The 19,395-nt window shown below is 35.2% G+C and carries 23 protein-coding genes; 13 read left to right on the top strand and 10 right to left on the bottom strand.

The window, feature by feature from the left end; translation table 11 throughout:
- Positions 1-132: 132 nt before the first annotated feature.
- Positions 133-477 (bottom strand): DUF3905 domain-containing protein, encoded by a 345-nt coding sequence (locus F4V44_RS09280; RefSeq protein ID WP_150439713.1) that lies wholly within the window; start codon positions 475-477, stop codon positions 133-135.
- Positions 478-627: 150 nt separating this feature from the next.
- Between F4V44_RS09280 and F4V44_RS27305 the strand changes: the two genes are divergently transcribed.
- A complete protein-coding gene (locus tag F4V44_RS27305) occupies positions 628-789 on the top strand; it encodes a hypothetical protein (protein ID WP_191090613.1) in 162 nt (53 codons plus the stop codon).
- A gap of 3 nt (positions 790-792) precedes the next feature.
- Complete coding sequence (locus F4V44_RS27300; protein WP_191090639.1) at positions 793-957, top strand: hypothetical protein; 165 nt, start codon at positions 793-795, stop codon at positions 955-957.
- A 45-nt stretch (positions 958-1,002) separates the two neighbouring features.
- On the opposite strand, the gene F4V44_RS09275 is transcribed toward F4V44_RS27300, so the two are convergent.
- The 3 genes from F4V44_RS09275 to F4V44_RS09265 form a co-directional block, all read right to left on the bottom strand.
- Positions 1,003-2,754, bottom strand: coding sequence for a B12-binding domain-containing radical SAM protein (locus F4V44_RS09275; RefSeq protein ID WP_150439712.1), 1,752 nt, complete (start codon positions 2,752-2,754; stop codon positions 1,003-1,005).
- Positions 2,755-2,894: 140 nt separating this feature from the next.
- Positions 2,895-3,941, bottom strand: a complete 1,047-nt coding sequence (locus tag F4V44_RS09270; protein WP_150439711.1) for an acyltransferase family protein — start codon at positions 3,939-3,941, stop codon at positions 2,895-2,897.
- Positions 3,942-4,425: 484 nt separating this feature from the next.
- Positions 4,426-4,668 (bottom strand): aspartyl-phosphate phosphatase Spo0E family protein, encoded by a 243-nt coding sequence (locus tag F4V44_RS09265; protein WP_223881841.1) that lies wholly within the window; start codon positions 4,666-4,668, stop codon positions 4,426-4,428.
- A 252-nt stretch (positions 4,669-4,920) separates the two neighbouring features.
- On the opposite strand from F4V44_RS09265, the gene F4V44_RS09260 reads away from it, so the two are divergent.
- Both F4V44_RS09260 and F4V44_RS09255 read left to right on the top strand, forming a co-directional pair.
- On the top strand, positions 4,921-5,436 hold the full coding sequence (locus F4V44_RS09260) for a hemerythrin domain-containing protein (RefSeq protein WP_150439710.1): 516 nt from the start codon (positions 4,921-4,923) through the stop codon (positions 5,434-5,436).
- A gap of 206 nt (positions 5,437-5,642) precedes the next feature.
- Positions 5,643-6,080 (top strand): MarR family winged helix-turn-helix transcriptional regulator, encoded by a 438-nt coding sequence (locus F4V44_RS09255; protein WP_150439709.1) that lies wholly within the window; start codon positions 5,643-5,645, stop codon positions 6,078-6,080.
- An 84-nt stretch (positions 6,081-6,164) separates the two neighbouring features.
- Here F4V44_RS09255 and F4V44_RS09250 read toward each other — a convergent pair whose 3' ends face one another.
- Complete coding sequence (locus F4V44_RS09250) at positions 6,165-8,309, bottom strand: ATP-dependent Clp protease ATP-binding subunit (protein ID WP_150439708.1); 2,145 nt, start codon at positions 8,307-8,309, stop codon at positions 6,165-6,167.
- 231 nt (positions 8,310-8,540) lie between these two features.
- Here F4V44_RS09250 and F4V44_RS09245 point away from each other — a divergent pair, with 231 nt between their 5' ends.
- A complete protein-coding gene (locus F4V44_RS09245) occupies positions 8,541-9,590 on the top strand; it encodes a YkvI family membrane protein (RefSeq protein WP_150439707.1) in 1,050 nt (349 codons plus the stop codon).
- A gap of 65 nt (positions 9,591-9,655) precedes the next feature.
- On the opposite strand, the gene F4V44_RS09240 is transcribed toward F4V44_RS09245, so the two are convergent.
- On the bottom strand, positions 9,656-10,267 hold the full coding sequence (locus F4V44_RS09240) for a CPBP family intramembrane glutamic endopeptidase (RefSeq protein WP_223881840.1): 612 nt from the start codon (positions 10,265-10,267) through the stop codon (positions 9,656-9,658).
- Between the two features lie 202 nt (positions 10,268-10,469).
- Here F4V44_RS09240 and F4V44_RS27805 point away from each other — a divergent pair, with 202 nt between their 5' ends.
- Entirely contained in the window at positions 10,470-10,586 is a 117-nt protein-coding gene (locus F4V44_RS27805; protein WP_223881839.1) for a DUF6254 family protein, read from the top strand.
- A gap of 177 nt (positions 10,587-10,763) precedes the next feature.
- Here the strand turns inward: F4V44_RS27805 and F4V44_RS09235 are convergent, their stop codons facing one another.
- Positions 10,764-10,952, bottom strand: a complete 189-nt coding sequence (locus tag F4V44_RS09235) for a YkvS family protein (RefSeq protein WP_150439706.1) — start codon at positions 10,950-10,952, stop codon at positions 10,764-10,766.
- Between the two features lie 176 nt (positions 10,953-11,128).
- Between F4V44_RS09235 and F4V44_RS09230 the strand changes: the two genes are divergently transcribed.
- The 5 genes from F4V44_RS09230 (at position 11,129) to F4V44_RS09210 (ending at position 15,114) form a co-directional block, all read left to right on the top strand.
- Complete coding sequence (locus tag F4V44_RS09230; RefSeq protein ID WP_150439705.1) at positions 11,129-11,323, top strand: hypothetical protein; 195 nt, start codon at positions 11,129-11,131, stop codon at positions 11,321-11,323.
- A 469-nt stretch (positions 11,324-11,792) separates the two neighbouring features.
- Positions 11,793-12,059 carry a phosphocarrier protein HPr gene (locus tag F4V44_RS09225; RefSeq protein ID WP_150439704.1) on the top strand — a complete coding sequence of 89 codons (267 nt, stop codon included), beginning with the start codon at positions 11,793-11,795 and terminating at the stop codon, positions 12,057-12,059.
- Positions 12,059-13,774 (top strand): phosphoenolpyruvate--protein phosphotransferase, encoded by a 1,716-nt coding sequence (ptsP, locus tag F4V44_RS09220; RefSeq protein ID WP_150439703.1) that lies wholly within the window; start codon positions 12,059-12,061, stop codon positions 13,772-13,774. The genes F4V44_RS09225 and ptsP overlap by 1 nt, the downstream gene beginning before the upstream one ends.
- Positions 13,775-13,991: 217 nt before the next feature.
- Positions 13,992-14,867, top strand: coding sequence for an NAD(P)-dependent oxidoreductase (locus tag F4V44_RS09215; RefSeq protein ID WP_150439702.1), 876 nt, complete (start codon positions 13,992-13,994; stop codon positions 14,865-14,867).
- A 64-nt stretch (positions 14,868-14,931) separates the two neighbouring features.
- Positions 14,932-15,114 carry a hypothetical protein gene (locus F4V44_RS09210; RefSeq protein WP_150439701.1) on the top strand — a complete coding sequence of 61 codons (183 nt, stop codon included), beginning with the start codon at positions 14,932-14,934 and terminating at the stop codon, positions 15,112-15,114.
- Positions 15,115-15,160: 46 nt separating this feature from the next.
- Here the strand turns inward: F4V44_RS09210 and F4V44_RS09205 are convergent, their stop codons facing one another.
- The gene (locus tag F4V44_RS09205) at positions 15,161-16,315 is read right to left on the bottom strand and encodes an aminotransferase A (RefSeq protein WP_150439700.1); all 1,155 of its coding nucleotides are present in this window, start codon (positions 16,313-16,315) and stop codon (positions 15,161-15,163) included.
- A gap of 182 nt (positions 16,316-16,497) precedes the next feature.
- Here F4V44_RS09205 and F4V44_RS09200 point away from each other — a divergent pair, with 182 nt between their 5' ends.
- Positions 16,498-17,028, top strand: coding sequence for an RDD family protein (locus F4V44_RS09200; RefSeq protein WP_150439699.1), 531 nt, complete (start codon positions 16,498-16,500; stop codon positions 17,026-17,028).
- A gap of 152 nt (positions 17,029-17,180) precedes the next feature.
- Positions 17,181-18,086: a chemotaxis protein gene (locus tag F4V44_RS09195; RefSeq protein ID WP_150439698.1), complete on the top strand. Its 906-nt coding sequence runs from the start codon at positions 17,181-17,183 to the stop codon at positions 18,084-18,086.
- 58 nt (positions 18,087-18,144) lie between these two features.
- Here F4V44_RS09195 and F4V44_RS09190 read toward each other — a convergent pair whose 3' ends face one another.
- Positions 18,145-18,618, bottom strand: coding sequence for a YkyB family protein (locus F4V44_RS09190; RefSeq protein ID WP_150439697.1), 474 nt, complete (start codon positions 18,616-18,618; stop codon positions 18,145-18,147).
- Between the two features lie 186 nt (positions 18,619-18,804).
- Entirely contained in the window at positions 18,805-19,299 is a 495-nt protein-coding gene (locus F4V44_RS09185) for a L,D-transpeptidase family protein (protein WP_150439696.1), read from the bottom strand.
- Positions 19,300-19,395 lie beyond the last annotated feature (96 nt).

Below are 19,395 nucleotides of genomic sequence, written 5' to 3'. Positions count from 1 at the left end.
CTCCTACCATTTCATGACAATACAGCTTAAATGAGTCAAAAATCAACAATATTATTTAACAAAGCCTAATAAAAAATAAAATTCAGCTTGAAGGCCTGCATAATTGTGCAGGCCTTCAAATACTTTTTTATATTAATCGGTGCCTTTGCTTACATCAATCGTTGGATGCATAAAGGGGCTTGCCTGAGGAGGCTTTAGATTTTCAAGTATTTCTTTATTTTCAGCTGTATTCCAGCCGATATCATTTGTTGGATGCACCCACTCATTCCCCGCCATTATTGCAGGATCTGTATCTTCGCTCCAATTTTCTAACGGGGAATTCTTTGAACTATACTTACTATCACCAATTGTCACGCCAAAGGAATTAACAAATGGAGGCTGCATTTCTATTCCAGTATTTTTGAAACTTGGAGAATTTATTTGATGTGGAAGTGTATTATCAATATCAATTCGTTGTTTTTTGCTCAATCGACTCATCCTTTTTTCCTTATTTTTGCTTTTAATTATTCTTTTATGTACTGAAAAAAAAGGAAGTGCTCGTTTTGTATGAAAACTGCAAAGAAGCAGAAAATATGCTTGTCGTTACGTAATGGACTAGAATACGACAAACCACAGGAGGAAGTAAAAATGGCAAAACGAAAAGCGGAATTTGATGCAGCTGTTAAACACAGTAAAACACCGAGAAAAAATCGACAAGAAACAGAGTTTTCTGCTGAGTTTAGTCATGGTGAAAATCCGATGAAAGGGGCCAACCGTAATTCAAAACAAGGCCGAGAGGGGAGATCGTAACCCATGCCATTAAAACATACGACTCCAACTAAAAAAACAACGAGAAATCAACAAGAAAAGACAATCTCAAATGTGGAATTTGGAATGGAATTTGGTGACATGAATGCAAGTAAGCAATATGAATTTCCATTCATTACAAATAAAGACCAAGTAAAGGAAAGAAAATGACTAATAAGAGGGTGGGGTGATTAAGCACCCCACCCTCTTATTAGTCTAATTTGATAATGGAGCAGAATGATAGTCCATTGAAATTAAGGTTGGTATATTACTTTTTGGATTGAAATAAACAAATAGCATATGAGGTTCCCGCTTAATTGTTCCATGGTGAATATAATGGTCGATATTAAATGAAATAGGCTCTAATATTGTATGCTTAAACAAATCTTTTTCGTCCAGCTCAAGGTCTCCAAGATGAGATGGATTTTTAATTAGTGCCTGATAGAACCCCGATCTTTCATTTTTTGTAAGTGTTGGTTCCCACCAAGGTTTTCGCGGTTTATATTTATGCTTAGCTAAATAATCATATTTCATCAAATCATTTACAATTTCTTTATCCTTTATAGAATAAGATTGGAGAAATTCATCAAGTCGCTTAAATAAATCCTCTAGTTGATGTCCAATCTTTGACCAGCCCTGAGATTCCCAATAGCTGCCAAACTCTTGGAAAAAGTCAAATGGTGACGGAAAAACAGTCCCCACAAGATATTCAATCGTATAATCCATGCGGTGATCATTCCAATATTTCTCCAGTACATCTTCTACTTGTTTAATGCGGATAATATCATCAAAGCTAAGGACGCGATTACCAAGAATTTCATAAGGTGAATGATCGCTATAAATATATTGGTATTCATTTGCGCGAATCCTTAAACCTGTACCGCGAAGCATTTTTAAAAAGCCTAGCTGTAATTCTTCTGGGCGAAAGGCAAACACATCATTAAATGTTTTTCTAAATGAATGATAATCTTCTTCAGGCAAGCCGGCAATTAAGTCAAGATGTTGATCAATTTTGCCCCCTTCCTTCACAAGGGTAACTGTTCTTGCAAGCTTATCAAAATTTTGTTTTCGCTGTACAAGTTCATTTGTATACTCATTTGTTGACTGGACACCTATTTCAAATCGAAACAAGCCGGGAGGAGCTTCTTTATTTAAAAACTCAATGACTTCAGGGCGCATAATATCTGCAGTAATTTCAAATTGAAAAACTGTTCCAGGTAAGTGCTCATCAATTAAAAAGCGGAACATGTCCATTGCATAGCTTCTGCTTATATTGAAGGTACGGTCAACAAATTTTAATGTTTTGGCACCATTCTTCATTAAATAACGGATATCTTCTTTAATTTGTTCGCGATCAAAATAACGGACGCCTACTTCAATGGAAGATAAGCAGAATTGGCAGCTAAACGGACAGCCACGGCTTGTTTCAATATAGGTAATACGTTTACTGAGGTGAGGGATATCTTCAGCAAATCGATAAGGTGAAGGAAGTTCACGTAAATCAATTTTATGAAGCGGATGGTTAATATGTATTTGTTCCTGCATACGGTAAGCAATACCTGGGACCGCTTCAAAGCGTTTTGCTCCCTCCAATTCACCCAGTAAAGTTTTAAAGGTTTCTTCTCCTTCACCAATAATAATGAAATCAAAATCAGTGACAGTTTCCATCCATGCCTGAACATCGTATGAAACTTCTGGTCCGCCAACCATTATGGTGATTGAAGGGTCAATTTTTTTAATCATCTTGATGACTTTAATCGTCTCTTCAATATTCCAAATATAGCAACTGAATCCAATCACAGCAGGCTTTTTACGAATAAGGTCTGTTACAATATTCATAACGGGGTCTTTTATTGTGTATTCGGCCAATTCTACATCATATTCAGGTTGTGCATAGGCCTTTAAATAACGAATCGCTAAATTCGTATGGATATACTTTGCATTTAATGTAGCGCAAATAATTTTCATTTCATGTAAACTCCTTCGATAAATCTTTGTAGAACTATTGTATCTGAAAATCAGATAATAACGAAATTTTTCTAGTCATATATAGTCCACTTTACCACAAAAAGCTCATCCGAAAAAATCGGATGAGCTTTTTGTGGTTTTTAATGGTGATTCAAGAGTTTATTTTTATAAAACCGCATGACCCACCAACATTTTAATAGCATTTCTTTTGTTTTTGACACTTTTAATTCAATAAGCGGCTGGGCAAAAGATGTAATGGTTGTACTTGAAAGAATTAACGTTAATAACAATGAAATGCCGGCTAACAGTAGAAAGCTTTCTACATCTGAAAAGTAATTTTTAACATCACTCACGCGGAATAATCGGATAAAGAATCCGTGTAATAAATACACATAAAGTGAGTTTCTTCCAAGATTGGTGAAAAAGTAGCGTTTGGTAGGTACGAGGGCAAAGAAACTTGCCATCATGATGATACTTAATATATAAACACCAAGACGTATAAACATAGCAGTAACGGAGTCAACGCCCATTTCTGCATATGGTTTTGATCCTAATAACCATTCATACTCCAAGTCAGGGAAAAGATAAAAACCAGCGAAAACAATTAGAAAAATGGTGTAAGCCGATATTTTGAATTTAACATGTAACAGCTTGTAAAAATGTTCTCTTTTTAAATAGTAGCCAAGCAAAAACAATGGAAAAAACACAAAAGTTCGTGACAAGCTTAAAAAATTTGAAATGGAATCGGCAAATCCAATGACTAGGGCAATGATTAATGTGATGGTTAAAGAATACTTCCATTGAAACCGGGCAAAGACATATAACATGACATTCCAGAAAAATAGACTGATTAAAAACCAAAGTGACCAATGCGGATCAAGCGGATTGATGGATAACTCAGGTTTTTGATAGAGAAAATAGTAAAATAATGAATAGATAGTCTGAAACACAAGATAAGGAAGGATTAGTTTTTTAGCTATTTTCAATACATAACCGTTTTGTCTGAATCCTTTTGCGAAAAATCCGGAAACTAAGATAAAAGCCGGCATATGGAAAGTATAAATGACTTTATATAATGAATAAATAATTTCATTTTCTTCTATAAATGATCTAAGTAAATGACCAAACACGACAAAGACAATCAATATGAACTTGGCATTGTCAAAATAAAATTCACGTTGTTTCATAATGTTTACATATCCCCCAATTGTAACTCAACTCATTTTGTAACCATCATATATAATAGCCCAAAAGATAAAAATATAGTATCCCCTTTAATATGGAAGACGTTGCTTATCAACATTGTTCGTTAGCATAACGAAAATGGAAAAGGTTAAACAGATTTTCTCATATAGCTGAGAAAAAAACTATAAAAACAGCCATTTGTTACATACTTATAAACTCCTCTAATAACTGTCATAGGATCAGCATTTCTATGAAATATAATCATGAAATTGTATTAATCGCTTTAGTCATTAATATTCTACAAAAAATGAAATCAATTAAAGGAGATGTTCTTGTCATTTAGCAAACAGGCTGTGCTTATGTGATGGTAACTGCTATCCTTATACATCGCGTAAACATAAGAAAAAAGTCGAGATTCTGATGTATATGAACATCTAATCTCGACTTTTTTCTAGATGAAAACATAAATAGAGGGGATTTTTTTTATTATGAGGTTACTGATAATTTAGGCAATAGCAGCATATATTTTACGTTTCTTTTTCTTTTTAGTTCACCTCTTTGCCGACGATTTTTGCGAAAAGAAGATTGATATTGGAAAATCAGCTGATCTAATTCTTGGCTGCATTTTATTGTATCATTATTAGTCAGACCTTTTTCTTGAGCTAAACTTATCATCTTTTCTCGTTTCTTTTGAATTTCAGCTAATATGGTCTTCTTCTTGTCTTGCAACGAACTTCCTCCTGCCCTAACAATTTCTCTTTAATATTCTTGTAGTACTGCTCTTGTTGAATTATTACAATAATTTTCAATATTGTAAATAGAATCGCAATATTAGACATTTTTTTTAGAGGGAAAAAGTTTCGACATGAACATACGAAATTATTTAAAGCTCAATTTACCGTAGTGATAATCATCACTACGACGGTTAATAATTTTAATTATATTTAAAGATGATGATTGTTGCTGAAAGGGGATTGTACCATGGAAGGTTGCATGAGTTCATTAATAGGAAATGGACCGGTTGAGTTTAGCAAAGGTTTTGAAAAATTACTTGAGGAGCATGTGAGTCTTAGACAGCAATTAGAGGCTCTATTGCAAATGGTTCAATTACTGAATCAACAAGAGGAGAAAGCAGAGGTATTTGCTGACTTAAGAAAGAAGGTTAGTGCTTTTTTTAAAGAGCTTGAAGCACATTCACAAAAAGAAGAGTCTATTCTTTTTCCGATGTTAGAGACTTATATTGGAAAAAGCGGGGGACCCATTGCTGTAATGGAATATGAGCATGAAGAGGCAAAGCGTTTGATTCAATCTTTTTTAACACAATCGGATAAGGAGACAATGGAAGAGAACATGGTAACGCATTCCTTACTAATTAGGGAGGCTCATTCATTGTTAATTTCCCATTTTATGAAAGAAGAAAATGTGTTATTCCCAATGGGAGAAAGACTTTTTAGTGAAAGTGAAAAGGAAGAACTATATGTGAAAGTAGCGGGCTAACCCTTCCTACTCTGATAAATGAAAACAGCCAAAGAGGAAGTCTGCTGTCCTCTTTGACTGTTTTTTCTATTCGTTCAGGAACTTCTGCAACCTATATAGACTGCATTGACATAGAATGAACAATTTTCTATAATTAAATTTTAAAGAGTTGAAATATACAATGTTGATTCTTCTTTTATTATTATATTTAAAGGATTGGTTAAGCTATGGGGAATGAAAATGATCAATCATTAAAATTATTTATTGTTCTTTCGCGTGCCTATCGGGCAGTAAATGAACATGTAAATAAACGAATTCAATTATATGGATTAAACCCAACTGAATTTGCCGTATTAGAATTGCTGTATCATAAGGGAGATCAGCCCCTGCAGCAAATTGGCGGAAAAATTTTACTGGCAAGTGGAAGCATGACATATGTAATTGATAAGTTGGAGAAAAAAGAATATATTATTCGGGTTGCCTGTGCAGAGGATCGAAGGGTTACGTTTGCGCGGATAACTGAAAAAGGCAAAAAATTAATTGAACAGATATTTCCGTCACACCAGAATGAAATTGAACGAATTATGTCTGTGCTTTCCAGTGAAGAGCAGCAAACAGCTATCGGTCTAATAAAGAAAATTGGACTGTCTCTAAAAGAATATTAATGGAGTATTCTTTTTCCATAATCAAATGTTATGCTGTATGAACAAGAAAGGAGTCACTAATTGTGACTCCTTTCTTGTATTCGATTATTTTTCTTGAATGATAATCTCTTCATCAAGAAGAGAAGCTTCCAAGTCAACATTTGATTGACCATTTTCTAAAATATAGTCTGCTATTTTATCTTCTAATTTTTCTTGAATGACTCTTCTTAAAGGACGGGCACCAAAGGTCTTATGATAGCCAAGTTCAACTAGTTTTTCTTTTACAGCATTTGTGACTGTTAGAGTAAATTGCTGTTCCTTTAAGTTTTCATTTAAATCTTTGAGCATTAGATCAATAATTTGCAGTAGATGTGTTTTCTCTAATGATTTAAATTCAATAATACTATCAAAACGATTTAAAAATTCTGGTTTAAAGTAGTTGCCAAGAGATTGTAGAATATTTGATTCGTTAATTGCGTTATTTTTCTCAAAACCGACTTCGATTTTTTTGTCACCTGCTCCGGCATTACTTGTCATAATAATGACAGCATCTTTAAAGCTTACCATTCTGCCTTGGCTGTCTGTTAAGCGTCCATCTTCAAGTATTTGCAGGAACAGATGAAGTACATCCGGATGAGCCTTTTCAATTTCATCAAGTAGAATAATAGAGTAAGGATTACGGCGGACTTTTTCAGTCAACTGTCCTGCTTCTTCATGTCCGACATAGCCTGGAGGTGACCCAATAATTTTTGCCACACTATGTTTTTCCATATACTCACTCATATCGAGTCTAATCATAGCATCCTTTGTACCGAATAATTCTTCAGCTAATGTTTTGGACAGCTCCGTTTTTCCGACACCAGTAGGTCCGACAAATAGAAATGATCCAATTGGACGGTTTTTTGATTTTAAACCAGCTCGGCTCCGTCTAATGGCTTTAGACACTTTATCGACAGCTTCCACTTGTCCGATGACTTTTGCTCCTAGGTTCTTTTGTAATTCGTTCATTCTTACCTGCTCATCAGCCTGTAATTTTCCAACAGGTATCCCTGTTTTCTTTTCAATAATCTCTTGGATATGTTGAACATCAACAATTGGCCGTTCATGTTCATTTGATGTGTTGAGAGCCTTTTCCAATTGCTTTTCTTCTTCTCGCAGCTTAGCTGCCTTTTCGTACTCTTCTGCTTTTAAGACCGATTCTTTTTCGCGTGCTATTTCCTTTAAGCGTACTTCAATTTCCTCGAGAGAAGTGTAGCTTGAAGACAGGTTGATTTTAGAACCGGCCTCATCAAGAAGGTCAATCGCTTTATCAGGAAGGAATCGATCCTGAATATAGCGGTGTGAGAGAGTGACACATGCCTTCAATGCTTCTTCTGTATATGTTACGTTATGGAAGACTTCATATTTTGGCTGCAGTCCTTTTAAAATGTCTATGGCTGCATCAACTGTTGGTTCAGTTACTTGAACAGGCTGGAATCTGCGTTCAAGGGCAGCGTCTTTTTCAATTTGACGGTATTCCTTTAAGGTGGTTGCGCCGACAACCTGCAGTTCTCCTCGAGCAAGTGCAGGTTTTAAAATATTTCCTGCATCCATTGAACCTTCTGCAGAACCGGCCCCGACAAGTAGGTGAATCTCATCTATAAATAGAATAATATTCTTTCGTTTTTGTAAATCATTGATTAATTGCTTCATTCGTTCTTCAAATTGACCGCGTATACCTGTATTGGCTACTAGTGAAGCAACATCTAATAAATAGACTTGTTTATTTTTTAATTTCGCAGGTACAGAACCTTCTTCAATTTTTAATGCAAGTCCTTCAGCTATAGCAGTTTTCCCCACACCAGGCTCTCCAATTAATACTGGATTGTTTTTATTTCTGCGGTTTAGAATTTCAATTACGCGGATAATTTCTTCATCCCGGCCAATAACAGGATCGATTAACCCTGCTTTTGCCATTTGATTTAAATTACGTCCAAACTGATCTAGGAAACCTTTTGTTGATTGATTTTCGGAATCTTCATAATGAGCTTGATTATTTGGAGATGGCTGCTTGTTTATGTTAGAAAATAAATCTTCTATTGGCAGTTCATTAAATCCTTTAAATCCATTGAATGGACCAAAATTCGTAAGTTTTGTTTGTCTATGGGAATTATAGCAAGTCTGGCAGAGATGTATCTGCTTTTCCTTTCCATTCAATACAAGTCTCATACTAATATTTGCAGTATGCTGCTCACAATTTTGACAAAGCATAAACATTCTCCTTTCGATTTGACTTTGACTATATTTGACCTTTTATAGTTTGATTATACTCTGACCTTTTTTGACTTTCAAGAGGTTTATGAAAAAAATGTTGATTTTTGTCTTTCCAATATAAGGGATAGTCACAATACGCATGATCCTAGCTAAAGGTAGACTAGGTTTTTTAAAAGCTCGTCATAGTTTGTCCTTTCCATCATATAGTGAAGGAAGGGAGGGAGTCATTTGAAAACAAATTGGGGAGCTGCTGTCCAAATTGCTGCTGTTTATGTTGGGACAGTAGTAGGAGCCGGCTTTGCAACGGGAAGGGAAATTGTAGAGTTTTTCTCCAGATTTGGTTTTATAGGCTTAATAGGAATGCTAATGTCAGGTTACATTCTTATTTTTTTAGGTTCTAAGTTAATGGTGATTTCAGCTCGAATTAACGCGGTGTCCTATGAAGAATTTAATGAATATTTATTTGGAAAAACATTAGCAAAAGTGATTAATTTATTATTATTACTTATGCTGCTTGGAGTATGTGCCGTCATGCTCTCTGGTGCTGGTGCTGTATTTGAAGAACAGCTAGGGATATCGAGAGTATATGGTGTTATGATTACGATTATCCTTTCAATTATAGTCATGATAGTGGGAATTAAAGGTTTGTTTGCTGTTAATACGTTTGTCGTTCCCTTAATGATATTATTTAGTATCATTTTAATGGTAGTTTCACTACGCATTCCTAATTTTATGGAGCAATTATTATATATTCCTTATGTAAAGGATGGATGGTCAGCGGTAGCTTCCCCATTTTTATATACAGCATTGAATTTATCTCTTGCCCAAGCAGTCCTTGTACCAGTTGCAGCAGAGGTAAAAGATGAACGGACTATTAAATGGGGAGGAATACTAGGTGGTGCTGCCTTAACAGCTATTCTTATCGCCGGTCACTTCACCTTAATCATGCTGCCAAATTTTGCTTCATATGAGATTCCAATGGCTATTATTATGAAAAACTTAATACCTAGTTTACACTGGATTTTTGTCCTCATTATATATGGAGAAATTTTTACATCTGTAATTGGAAATGTTTTCGGTTTGGAAAAACAATTGAAACAATATTTGCCATTTCCGAAAATGGTTATTGTAGCGGGGATTTTTATTATTTCATATTTGTTAAGCCTCATTGAATACAGCCGGCTTCTATCTTATTTATATCCTTTGTTTGGATATGTCAGTTTAGTGTTTATTATTTTATTGTGGATGAAACCTGAAAATGATTGTAAAAAGGAATGAGGGTGTCTAAAAAGACACCCTCATAGATTTGAGAAAGTTCATATATAGTTACACTTATCTCTTTATTAGCGGAATGGAAAAAGGATAAAAATGAAAACGTCAAAGGTTAAATGAGAAATGACAACTAAAGGAAGGTTTTTTTTCCACGCATAGAGAGCACCCCAAAATAATCCTGCTAAAAGTGCAGCCAAAGCATGAATAAAATACCCTGAATAGACTTGGATAGAAGCGTAAAATACGGAAGCTAACAGGATGCTGTATTTTACATTCATTAATTTAGTTAGTCTTTTTTGGATAAAGCCGCGCCAAAAAAGCTCTTCTCCAGGCACAATAAAGAGTAAAAGAACAACGTAGTGCCAAATTTGCTTTGGGGCGAAGCTTGTATATAGTCTTGAAATTTCTTTATTAAAGGGTAAATGAAAAAATTGAATGAAGAAATTACCTGTCCAAAAAATGGCAAATAAAATGATGCCAGAGAACACTCCATACATACTGTACAATAAAAAAGATACCTGATGATCAGATTTTTCATGCAGGATGGAATAACTCATTAAAATTAACATGGTTGCTGTAAACATATACCAAAATATTGCTTTGTCTTGAAATGTTATATACATAAAAAAGTGGGCGATGATTAGACCGAAAAAGATGCGGTAATCGATAGTAAATTTTCTCACTATAAAGCTCCTTTCATATTGACAACCATTATTTTACCAAAAATAACGTATGGTTGGTAGAAAAGGGTTGGATGAGTCTTTCATTCGATCTGAAAATCAAGCTCCCCTTTAAGAGTGGGATAAAAAATTCGGAAATGTAAAAGATAAAAGTGACAACAGCAAATTTTCACGTTGTTGGAATACGAAAAAAGGGGTGTTTGAAATGACAAGGGCCAAGAGGGAGAAAGAAAGAGCATGGGCAGTACGTAAGCAGGATCAACATCCGCATGGGAAAGTTAAATCATTTAAGGAATTGGCAAATGAAGGGAAAGAATCATAATTGATTCTACTATGAAAATGCAGTTAAGGAACAAACTAGTGTGTTCCTCCATTATGATAGATAATCTTGTCAAATCCCTCCAGCTATAAATTGGAATTTGTAGCTGGAGGATTAAGTAAAGGGATAAGACGGAATAAATGAAAACATTTTCATTTTACCAAAGAAAAAACTGTGCCATTAGCCGATGGATTCTTTAATAATTTTATAATTTTTATGATTTACGACTGTTCTTGCATCTAATTCTAAGTTGCGAAAGTTATTCATATACGTTAAATCAACAATTACTGAATTTTCATTTACTTTTTCAACAATCCCCTGTAATCCTTCTCTGAATTCGATGATATTGCCAACCTCTGCTATTTTCAAAATCTTTATCTCTCCTTCATTTACGAATTTACTACTTATTTTGCCTTACTTTCGATTATTCGTAAAGGAATTTGGTACCTTTTTTCAATTGATTTTATCTAATATTATTTCTATTATAATGTATGTTTTATATTACCATACCAATTTAACTAATAAAATTAGCTGGAGTGATGACAATGAATGAAGAAGAAGTGTTACATATTTTAGAGGAACTTAAGAACGGAAATCTTAAAGAGTATATGGTTCAGAAGGAAGTTTTCCTTGACTTTCGGCAAGTTCTGGTGAAGCGAGAGGACTTTAAACATTTCCGTGGCATTGCTCAAAGAGGCGGAGGTGTTTTATATCATTATTTACAGGAAGCCAGAAGTTAAATATAAGCGGTTTATTAAATAATTGAAAATTAGAACATGCATTAAAAAGCTTTATCAGTTATGGTGAAAATGCTATCCTACTGTAGGAGATGTCCAGTATAGTTAGCTAATGTTATATTAGGGAGTACATAATTTACATGAGTTAAATTTATTTAGTGAATAATACTAAATAAAAGAATGCCAATTTGTAATTGCCTTTCATCAAGATGAAATATTTATATTTTTTTACTATTTGAAAATAATAATAAACTCATTCGCCCTGACATCTTATATTTTTTCTTTTGGCTATGTTAAAGAATAATATTGATAAATTAGACTTTTGACTCATCCGTGAGAAATGGATATTTCTCACGCTTTTCAGTGCTGCTGAAAGGTTGCTGTCACATCATAACCAGACAGCTCTAAGTGAGTCAAAATCAACACTGTTAGTAAACAAGGCTTTTCTTTTAAGAAGGAGATTGATTTTAAAATGATTGAAAAACAATTTAAAGTGATAGCTGACACAGGGATACATGCACGTCCTGCTACAATGCTAGTACAAGCTGCTGGAAAATTTGATTCTGAAATTCATCTTGAATATAAAGGAAAAAAAGTAAACTTAAAATCCATTATGGGTGTTATGTCCTTAGGTATTGGAAAAGGTTCTGATATTACTATTACTGTTGATGGCAAAGATGAGGAAGCTGCATTAAATTCGATCATAGAAACATTACATAAAGAGGAGTTGGCGGAATAATGAGTTTTTTACAAGGCATTGCTGCGTCAAGTGGAATTGCAATCGCAAAGGCTTATCGATTAGTTGAACCGGATCTGTCTTTTGAAAAGACACGAATTACAGATGAAGAGCAGGAAATTAAACGATTAAAGGACGCTATTGCTATCACAAAGACAGAACTCGAAGCGATTCGTGAAAAAGCAAATGCAGAGCTTGGTGCGGACAAAGCTGCCATTTTTGAAGCGCATTTGCTCATTGCAAATGATCCTGAATTAATTACTCCTATTGAAGATAAAATTAAAACAGATAAAGTAAATGCAGAGCATGCACTAAAAGAAGCAACAGATATGTTTATTTCTATGTTTGAACAAATGGATAATGAATATATGAAAGAAAGAGCAGCAGATATACGGGATGTGAGAAAACGCATGCTTTCTCATTTATTAGGAGTTAAAATCATTAATCCAAGCATGATTTCTGAGGAAGCGATTATTGTAGCGGAAGATTTAACTCCATCAGATACAGCACAGCTTAATCGTAAGTATGTTAAAGCATTTACAACAAATATCGGCGGACGCACTTCACACTCTGCGATTATGGCTCGTTCTATGGAGATACCTGCAGTTGTTGGAACAAAAACAGCAACAAAAGACATCCAAAATGGCGATATCATTATTGTAGATGGTTTAAAAGGTGAAGTTCATATTAATCCAAACCAAGAAATAATTGAAAAATACAAGCAAGAACAAATTCGTTTCGAAGAGCAAAAAGCAGAATGGGCTAAGCTATTGCATGAAAAGACTGTTTCAGCTGACGGAGAACATGTAGAGCTGGCTGCAAATATCGGGACACCTAATGATTTAGAGGGCGTTATCAATAACGGCGGAGAAGGTATTGGTTTATACCGTACTGAATTCCTTTATATGGGTCGAAATGAACTGCCATCAGAGGAAGAGCAATTTGAATCCTATAAGGCTGTACTTGAAGGTATGCAGGGAAAACCAGTGGTTGTTCGAACTCTTGATATTGGCGGCGATAAGGAATTGCCATATCTAGATTTACCTAAAGAAATGAATCCATTTCTTGGTTTCCGGGCCATTCGTCTTTGTTTGGAAGAACAAGGTATTTTCAGAACTCAATTACGTGCCTTATTACGGGCAAGTTCTTTTGGCAATCTAAAAATTATGTTTCCAATGATTGCGAACCTGGATGAATTCAGGGCTGCAAAAAATATCTTACAAGAAGAAAAGCAAAAGCTTATCAGTGAAGGTATCACTGTATCGGATCAAATTGAGCTTGGTATCATGGTAGAAATTCCATCTACAGCTGTTATGGCAGATTTATTTGCTAAAGAAGTTGATTTCTTCAGTATTGGAACAAATGATTTAATTCAATATACGATGGCTGCAGATCGAATGAATGAGCGTGTTTCGTATTTATATCAACCATATAGTCCGGCTATACTAAGATTAGTGAAAATGGTTATTGATGCAGCACATAAAGAAGGTAAATGGGCAGGAATGTGTGGAGAAATGGCGGGCGATGAAACAGCGATTCCGCTATTGCTTGGTTTAGGACTTGATGAGTTCTCGATGAGCGCAACATCAATCTTGAAAGCACGTTCACAGATTCTACGACTATCGAAAAAAGAAATGGAAGAATTGGCGCAAAAAGCATTACAAATGAGTACAACAAATGAAGTAATCGAAGCAGTAAAAGCAGCTGCCGAAAAATAGTACTACATTGTGTTGTAATAGGAAATATTTATATTATATAAAGCTTCTAACCGACTGTAAATCACAGTCGGTTTTTTACCATATAGTTTTGTAAAATGAGGCCCTTTTCCCAATCGAGTCTTTTGGATATAAAGAAAGTAATAAAAGAAAGTATAAGAGCGGTTCATTTTTAGAAAATGATACAATAGAAATAGTTGATTGAAAGGAGAGATGAATAATGCTGACACTAGAACATGCGGTAATAGGATTCATTGGAACAGGAGTAATGGGAAGAAGTATGGCTGGACATTTATTAACGGCAGGGTATCCTGTCATTGTATACAACCGTACGAGGGAAAAGGCTGAGGAACTGATACAAAAAGGGGCAGAATGGGTGGATTCACCCAAAAAGATAGCTGAAAGAGCTAATGTCATTTTTACGATTGTAGGATATCCAGAGGATGTCGAAGAGGTTTATTTAGGCGAAGAGGGGATCGTTACGCATGGGAGACCAAATACATATGTGGTAGATATGACAACCTCTACGCCTACATTAGCTGAGAAAATTTATCATGAGGCAATAGAAAGAGGGATATACGCTGTAGATGCTCCTGTTTCCGGAGGGGATGTCGGTGCAAAGGAAGCGGCATTATCAATCATGGTTGGAGGTGACAAAGAGGTATATGAAAAATTAAAGCCTCTTTTTAACCATCTTGGTACAAATATTGTCTACCAGGGGAAGGCGGGCGCAGGGCAGCATACAAAAATGTGTAATCAAATTGCCATTGCCTCAAATATGATTGGTGTTTCTGAGGCCATTGTATATGCAGAAAAAGCAGGGCTTGATCCAGAAAAGGTTTTAACAAGCATATCATCAGGAGCTGCAGGCAGCTGGTCATTATCTAATTTGGCACCGAGAATGATACATGGTAATTTTGAACCTGGATTTTTTATTAAACATTTTATCAAAGATATGAAAATTGCTCTTACAGAGGCTGAGGCTATGGGTATGGAGACGCCTGGATTAGCTTTAGCTAAACGAATGTATGAAACACTTGCGCAAAATGGCGAGGAAAATAGCGGTACACAAGCTCTCTATAAATATTGGCAGTAATAATGTTGTATAAAAAACTGCCTCCGAATCACACTATCTATGTATGATACAAGGAGGTATGAAAATGGCAAAGAAAAATAAAAAAAATGATCCGCAGCAAAAAAATAAAAAGGGTTTTGACTCTGCTGTTATCAATCAAGAGTTTGCCCATGAATTCGGCAGTACCGATACAAATAAAATTCATAAAGATAAAGCAAAAAAAGAAAAGGCTTCAAAAAATGCCGGCAAATATAAAGGCGGTTTATAATAAGGGATGAATTCTTAAGTTCCAATATGTAAAAAAAGTGCAGGCATTACCCTTGCACTTTTTTTACATAGGCTTCAATTCTATTTAAGCCTTCTTCTAATGTCTCCATTGAACAAGCAAAGGAAAGCCTAAAGTATCCCTCTCCATAGCTTGAAAAAGCACTGCCTGGTACAACTGCAACCTTCTCTTCTCTTACCAGCTGAAGACAAAAGTCAAATGAAGAAACATGCTTAGTTGGCAGCTTAACAAAAAAATAAAAGGCGCCATCAGGCTTTTGCACTTCAAGTCCCATTTGAATTAAACGGTTATACACATAATTTCTGCGCTCAAGGTAAGCCTCTTTCATTGGTAATGCATCATTTTTTCCTTCTGTTAATGCCTCCAGTGCAGCCATTTGAGAGATAGAAGTGGCACAGGTCACATTGTATTGGTGAACCTTTAGAATATGTTTAGCAATGGTTTCCGGTGCAAATAAAAGGCCAATTCTCCATCCAGTCATAGAATGTGATTTTGATAATCCGTTTATGACAATCGTTTGATCCCTCAAAAATGAGGCAATCGAAACATGCTGGTGGTCGTAAACGAGCTCACTGTATATTTCATCAGCTAAGATAAATATATCTTTTTCTGCAAGTAACGCAGAAATTTCCAATAATTCTTGCTTGCTTAAGCTTACTCCAGTCGGATTAGAAGGATAAGGCAGAACGATGCATCTTGTTTGTTTCGTTATATAAGACTCAATCACATCTGCAGTAAAACGAAATCCGTTTTCTCGAATGTCGGCATATACAGGTTTCGCTCCACAAAGTTTAATAATGGGTTCATAGCCAGGGTAGACTGGGCCCGGCAGAATGACTTCAGATTCTTCCTCCAAAATGGTACGAAAGGCAATATCAATTGCTTCACTTGCACCAGCTGTGACAATCACCTCAGAGTCTGCTTGATAATTAAGGCTGTATTTTTCTTTCATATACTGGGAAGCAGCCTTACGAAGCGATATATCACCTGCATTATGAGTATATGATGTAAAATCTTCATCAATCGCTTTTTTACCAGCCTCTTTTACATGTAATGGCGTTGGGAAATCAGGCTGGCCGATTGTTAAGGATATCATGCCTTCCGTTCCTGCTACCATATTAAAAAATTTGCGAATCCCAGATATTTCTATTTCTTTTACTTTTGTATTAATTAAATGCTCCACAACTTCAACCTCCTAAACAATAAGGTTATTGTATCGTAAATATGCCGTCGATTAAATAGGGAAGGAGAATTGAGTCGAGCTAAGGAACAAATGCAAGTCATTCACTATAATAATTCGCAATAGAAAGAATACATTGAATTAATGTTATAATTTAATGAAAGCATTTTAAGGGGGAAAGATAGTTGGAAACGACAACTGAAGTAAATCAGTATGAAGAAAAAAATGTGTATGGAGGATTTTGGATTCGGGTTGCAGCCTATCTTATTGATTCAATTATCATTGGTATTCCATTGACTATTATTTCTATTCTAATTTTATTACTCTTTTTTGGGACTTCGGACATCACCTATTTAATGATGGCAGATCCTGCATATATGGAAACAGGGATGACAGATGAGGAAGCTTTGTCCTTCTTAGCAACTTATTTTGGTTCTATTATTGTCACTTCGATTGTTAGTATCGTAATCGCGGTAGCTTATTTTGCCGGTCTGCAAGCATCAAAGTGGCAAGCGACAATCGGGAAAAAGGCTCTTGGCTTACAGGTTACCGATTTAAAAGGTGAGCGCATATCTTTTTGGCGTGGTTTCGGAAGGTATTTGGCTATGTCTTTCCTATCAGGAATTCTATTTATCGGTTATATAATGGTTGGTATTACTGAGAAAAAACAGGGCTTGCATGATTTTATTGCGGGCACAGTTGTCGTAAAAAAATAGATTTTAACTTATTTGAAAAAAATACATCTGATGCTGTTTCAGATGTATTTTTTTCGGGAAAAAACATATTAAAAAATTATCTAAATATAGCTTGTAAACGTGTTATAGTAAAAGAAATAAATTCAATAAATTTGGATAGGTAGGTTGAAGCCATGGAAAATAATAAAGGGATTTTACTTGAAAGTGGCACAAATGAACTAGAAATTGTCGAATTTGGAATTGGACCAAATAAATTTGGGATAAACGTAATAAAGGTGAGAGAAATAATTAATCCAGTACCTGTTACTCAAGTTCCCCATGCCCATCCCCATGTTCAAGGAATCATTGAATTACGAGGTGAAGTTTTACCAGTTGTAGATGTCGCAAAAGCAATCGGATTTCCGCCATCGGAAACACCGGAAAAGGACAAATTTATTGTAACCGAATTTAACAAACAAAAAATTGTTTTTCATGTTCACAGTGTATCCCAAATACATCGAATTTCGTGGGACCAAATTGAAAAGCCATCTGAAATGTATCAAGGGTCAGAAAGCCAGATTATTGGTGTAATAAAGTTTCATGGAGAGATGATTTTACTCTTAGATTTCGAGAAAATTGTTGTTGAAATTAATCCAAATACAGGGATTAATATTCAAAGACTTAAAAAACTCGGTGATCGTGAACGATCAAATAAACATTTAGTGGTCGTTGAAGATTCGCCATTGTTGCGTAAGTTAATCCAAGATACATTAGATGAGGCTGGCTATCAGAATATTGAGTTTTTTGAAAACGGAAAAGATGCGTTTACTTATCTTGAAACCATTGCGAAAAACGGGAAGGAAATTGAAAAAGAAGTTCAGCTAGTTATTACTGATATTGAAATGCCGCAAATGGATGGTCATCATTTAACGAAAAAAGTGAAGGAACATAGTGATTTGTCAAAACTTCCTGTTATCATTTTCTCGTCCCTCATAACAGATGACCTGCGCCATAAAGGACAAATTGTAGGGGCTGATGCACAGGTGAGTAAACCGGAAATTGCGGAGCTGGTACTTTTAATTGATCAATATGCTTTGTAAATGGTAAATAAAAAACTTCCATTCGTATGTAATGGAAGTTTTTTATTTTCTGTTTTTCTTAAAAATAACTTTCCCCCAGCTTTTTGAAAATAGGTTTGTTATATTTTTTTCTTGGAGGCATCGCATTATTTTCATGTTCTTTAAGACCGGTATAGGCGCAAAGTAGTTTTTTCGCTTGAGTTAGTGAAAGTGAGGCTTTTGGATTTCTTATCTGTTTGTCCAACTTGCCTAGGTGTGGAAGTTCTGTAAAATCACTCTTTGAAGGTGGTAAGTGAAAAGTGTAGTCTTCACAAGCGATTAAAACGTCAGATTGCTGCTGACTGTATTTAGGGTTATTTGAAAAATGCAGACCGATTTTTTTTGCCTTTCCTTCCCTTATAAGCTTATGCAGAGCAGTATATTTAAGTTTATATAAAAATTTTGGATTAGGGGCAGTTTTTGCATGACGATTAATAATGAAGATCGCTTGAGCGAGGCTTTTAATTGTTGGGTTTAATTGAGGTTGTGATGGATAATCCCTATTAGTGGACAATGTGATGTCTCCTTTCCGTATTTTGGAGGTATAGAAAAGTTAATGAATGTTATTTTTTATATTGTCAAGGAAAATGAATTTTAATTATTATTGTTTATTATACCCCTTTTGGCAATAAAAGAAAATAAATTCTCGAAAAAACTATGCTATGTCTAAAGAATAGCAGGAATATAATCGGTAGAATTTCTATTGTATGGCCACAAGGGTTCCATTAGGAACTTGTTTGGCAAGATCAAGAACATCATGATTATGCATTCGGACACAGCCTTGAGATACTTCCTTTCCTATCGAGGATGGGTTATTTGTACCATGAATGCCATAGCCGGCTATAGAAAGAGATAGCCACATGACACCATACGGTCCGCCGGGATTTGGCTCACGGTTCACGATAACGAATGTGCCGGACGGTGTCTGTGTCAGCATTTTACCGACTGCAATGGGGTATGTTTTAATCAAGCGGTTATTAAGAAAAAGCTGTAATGTTTTGTTCCTTCTGGATATTGAAATTCGGTAAGGGATAGTGTCTGGATTTGGCAGGCCTGGAATTTGAATGGATTGACCAATATAGATATTATTTTGATTGGTGAGGTGGGGGTTTGCTTTTAACAGTGCTGCAATTGAGACACGATAATTTTTTGAAATCGAATACAATGTTTCTCCCCGTTTTACGATATGAACCATTTTTACTCCTCCTAGACGTTTTGGGTTATGATTATTCTTATGAATGAAGATGACAAAAGTTCCTTTTTTCTTTTAAAATGAATAGATTTATGTTTA

The sequence above is a fragment of the Niallia endozanthoxylica genome, from assembly GCF_008710145.1.
GTDB classification, from domain to species: domain Bacteria; phylum Bacillota; class Bacilli; order Bacillales; family Cytobacillaceae; genus Bacillus_BD; species Bacillus_BD endozanthoxylica.
Note: the sequence above shows the minus strand (reverse complement) of the source record. Positions and strands in the feature narration are given on the sequence as shown.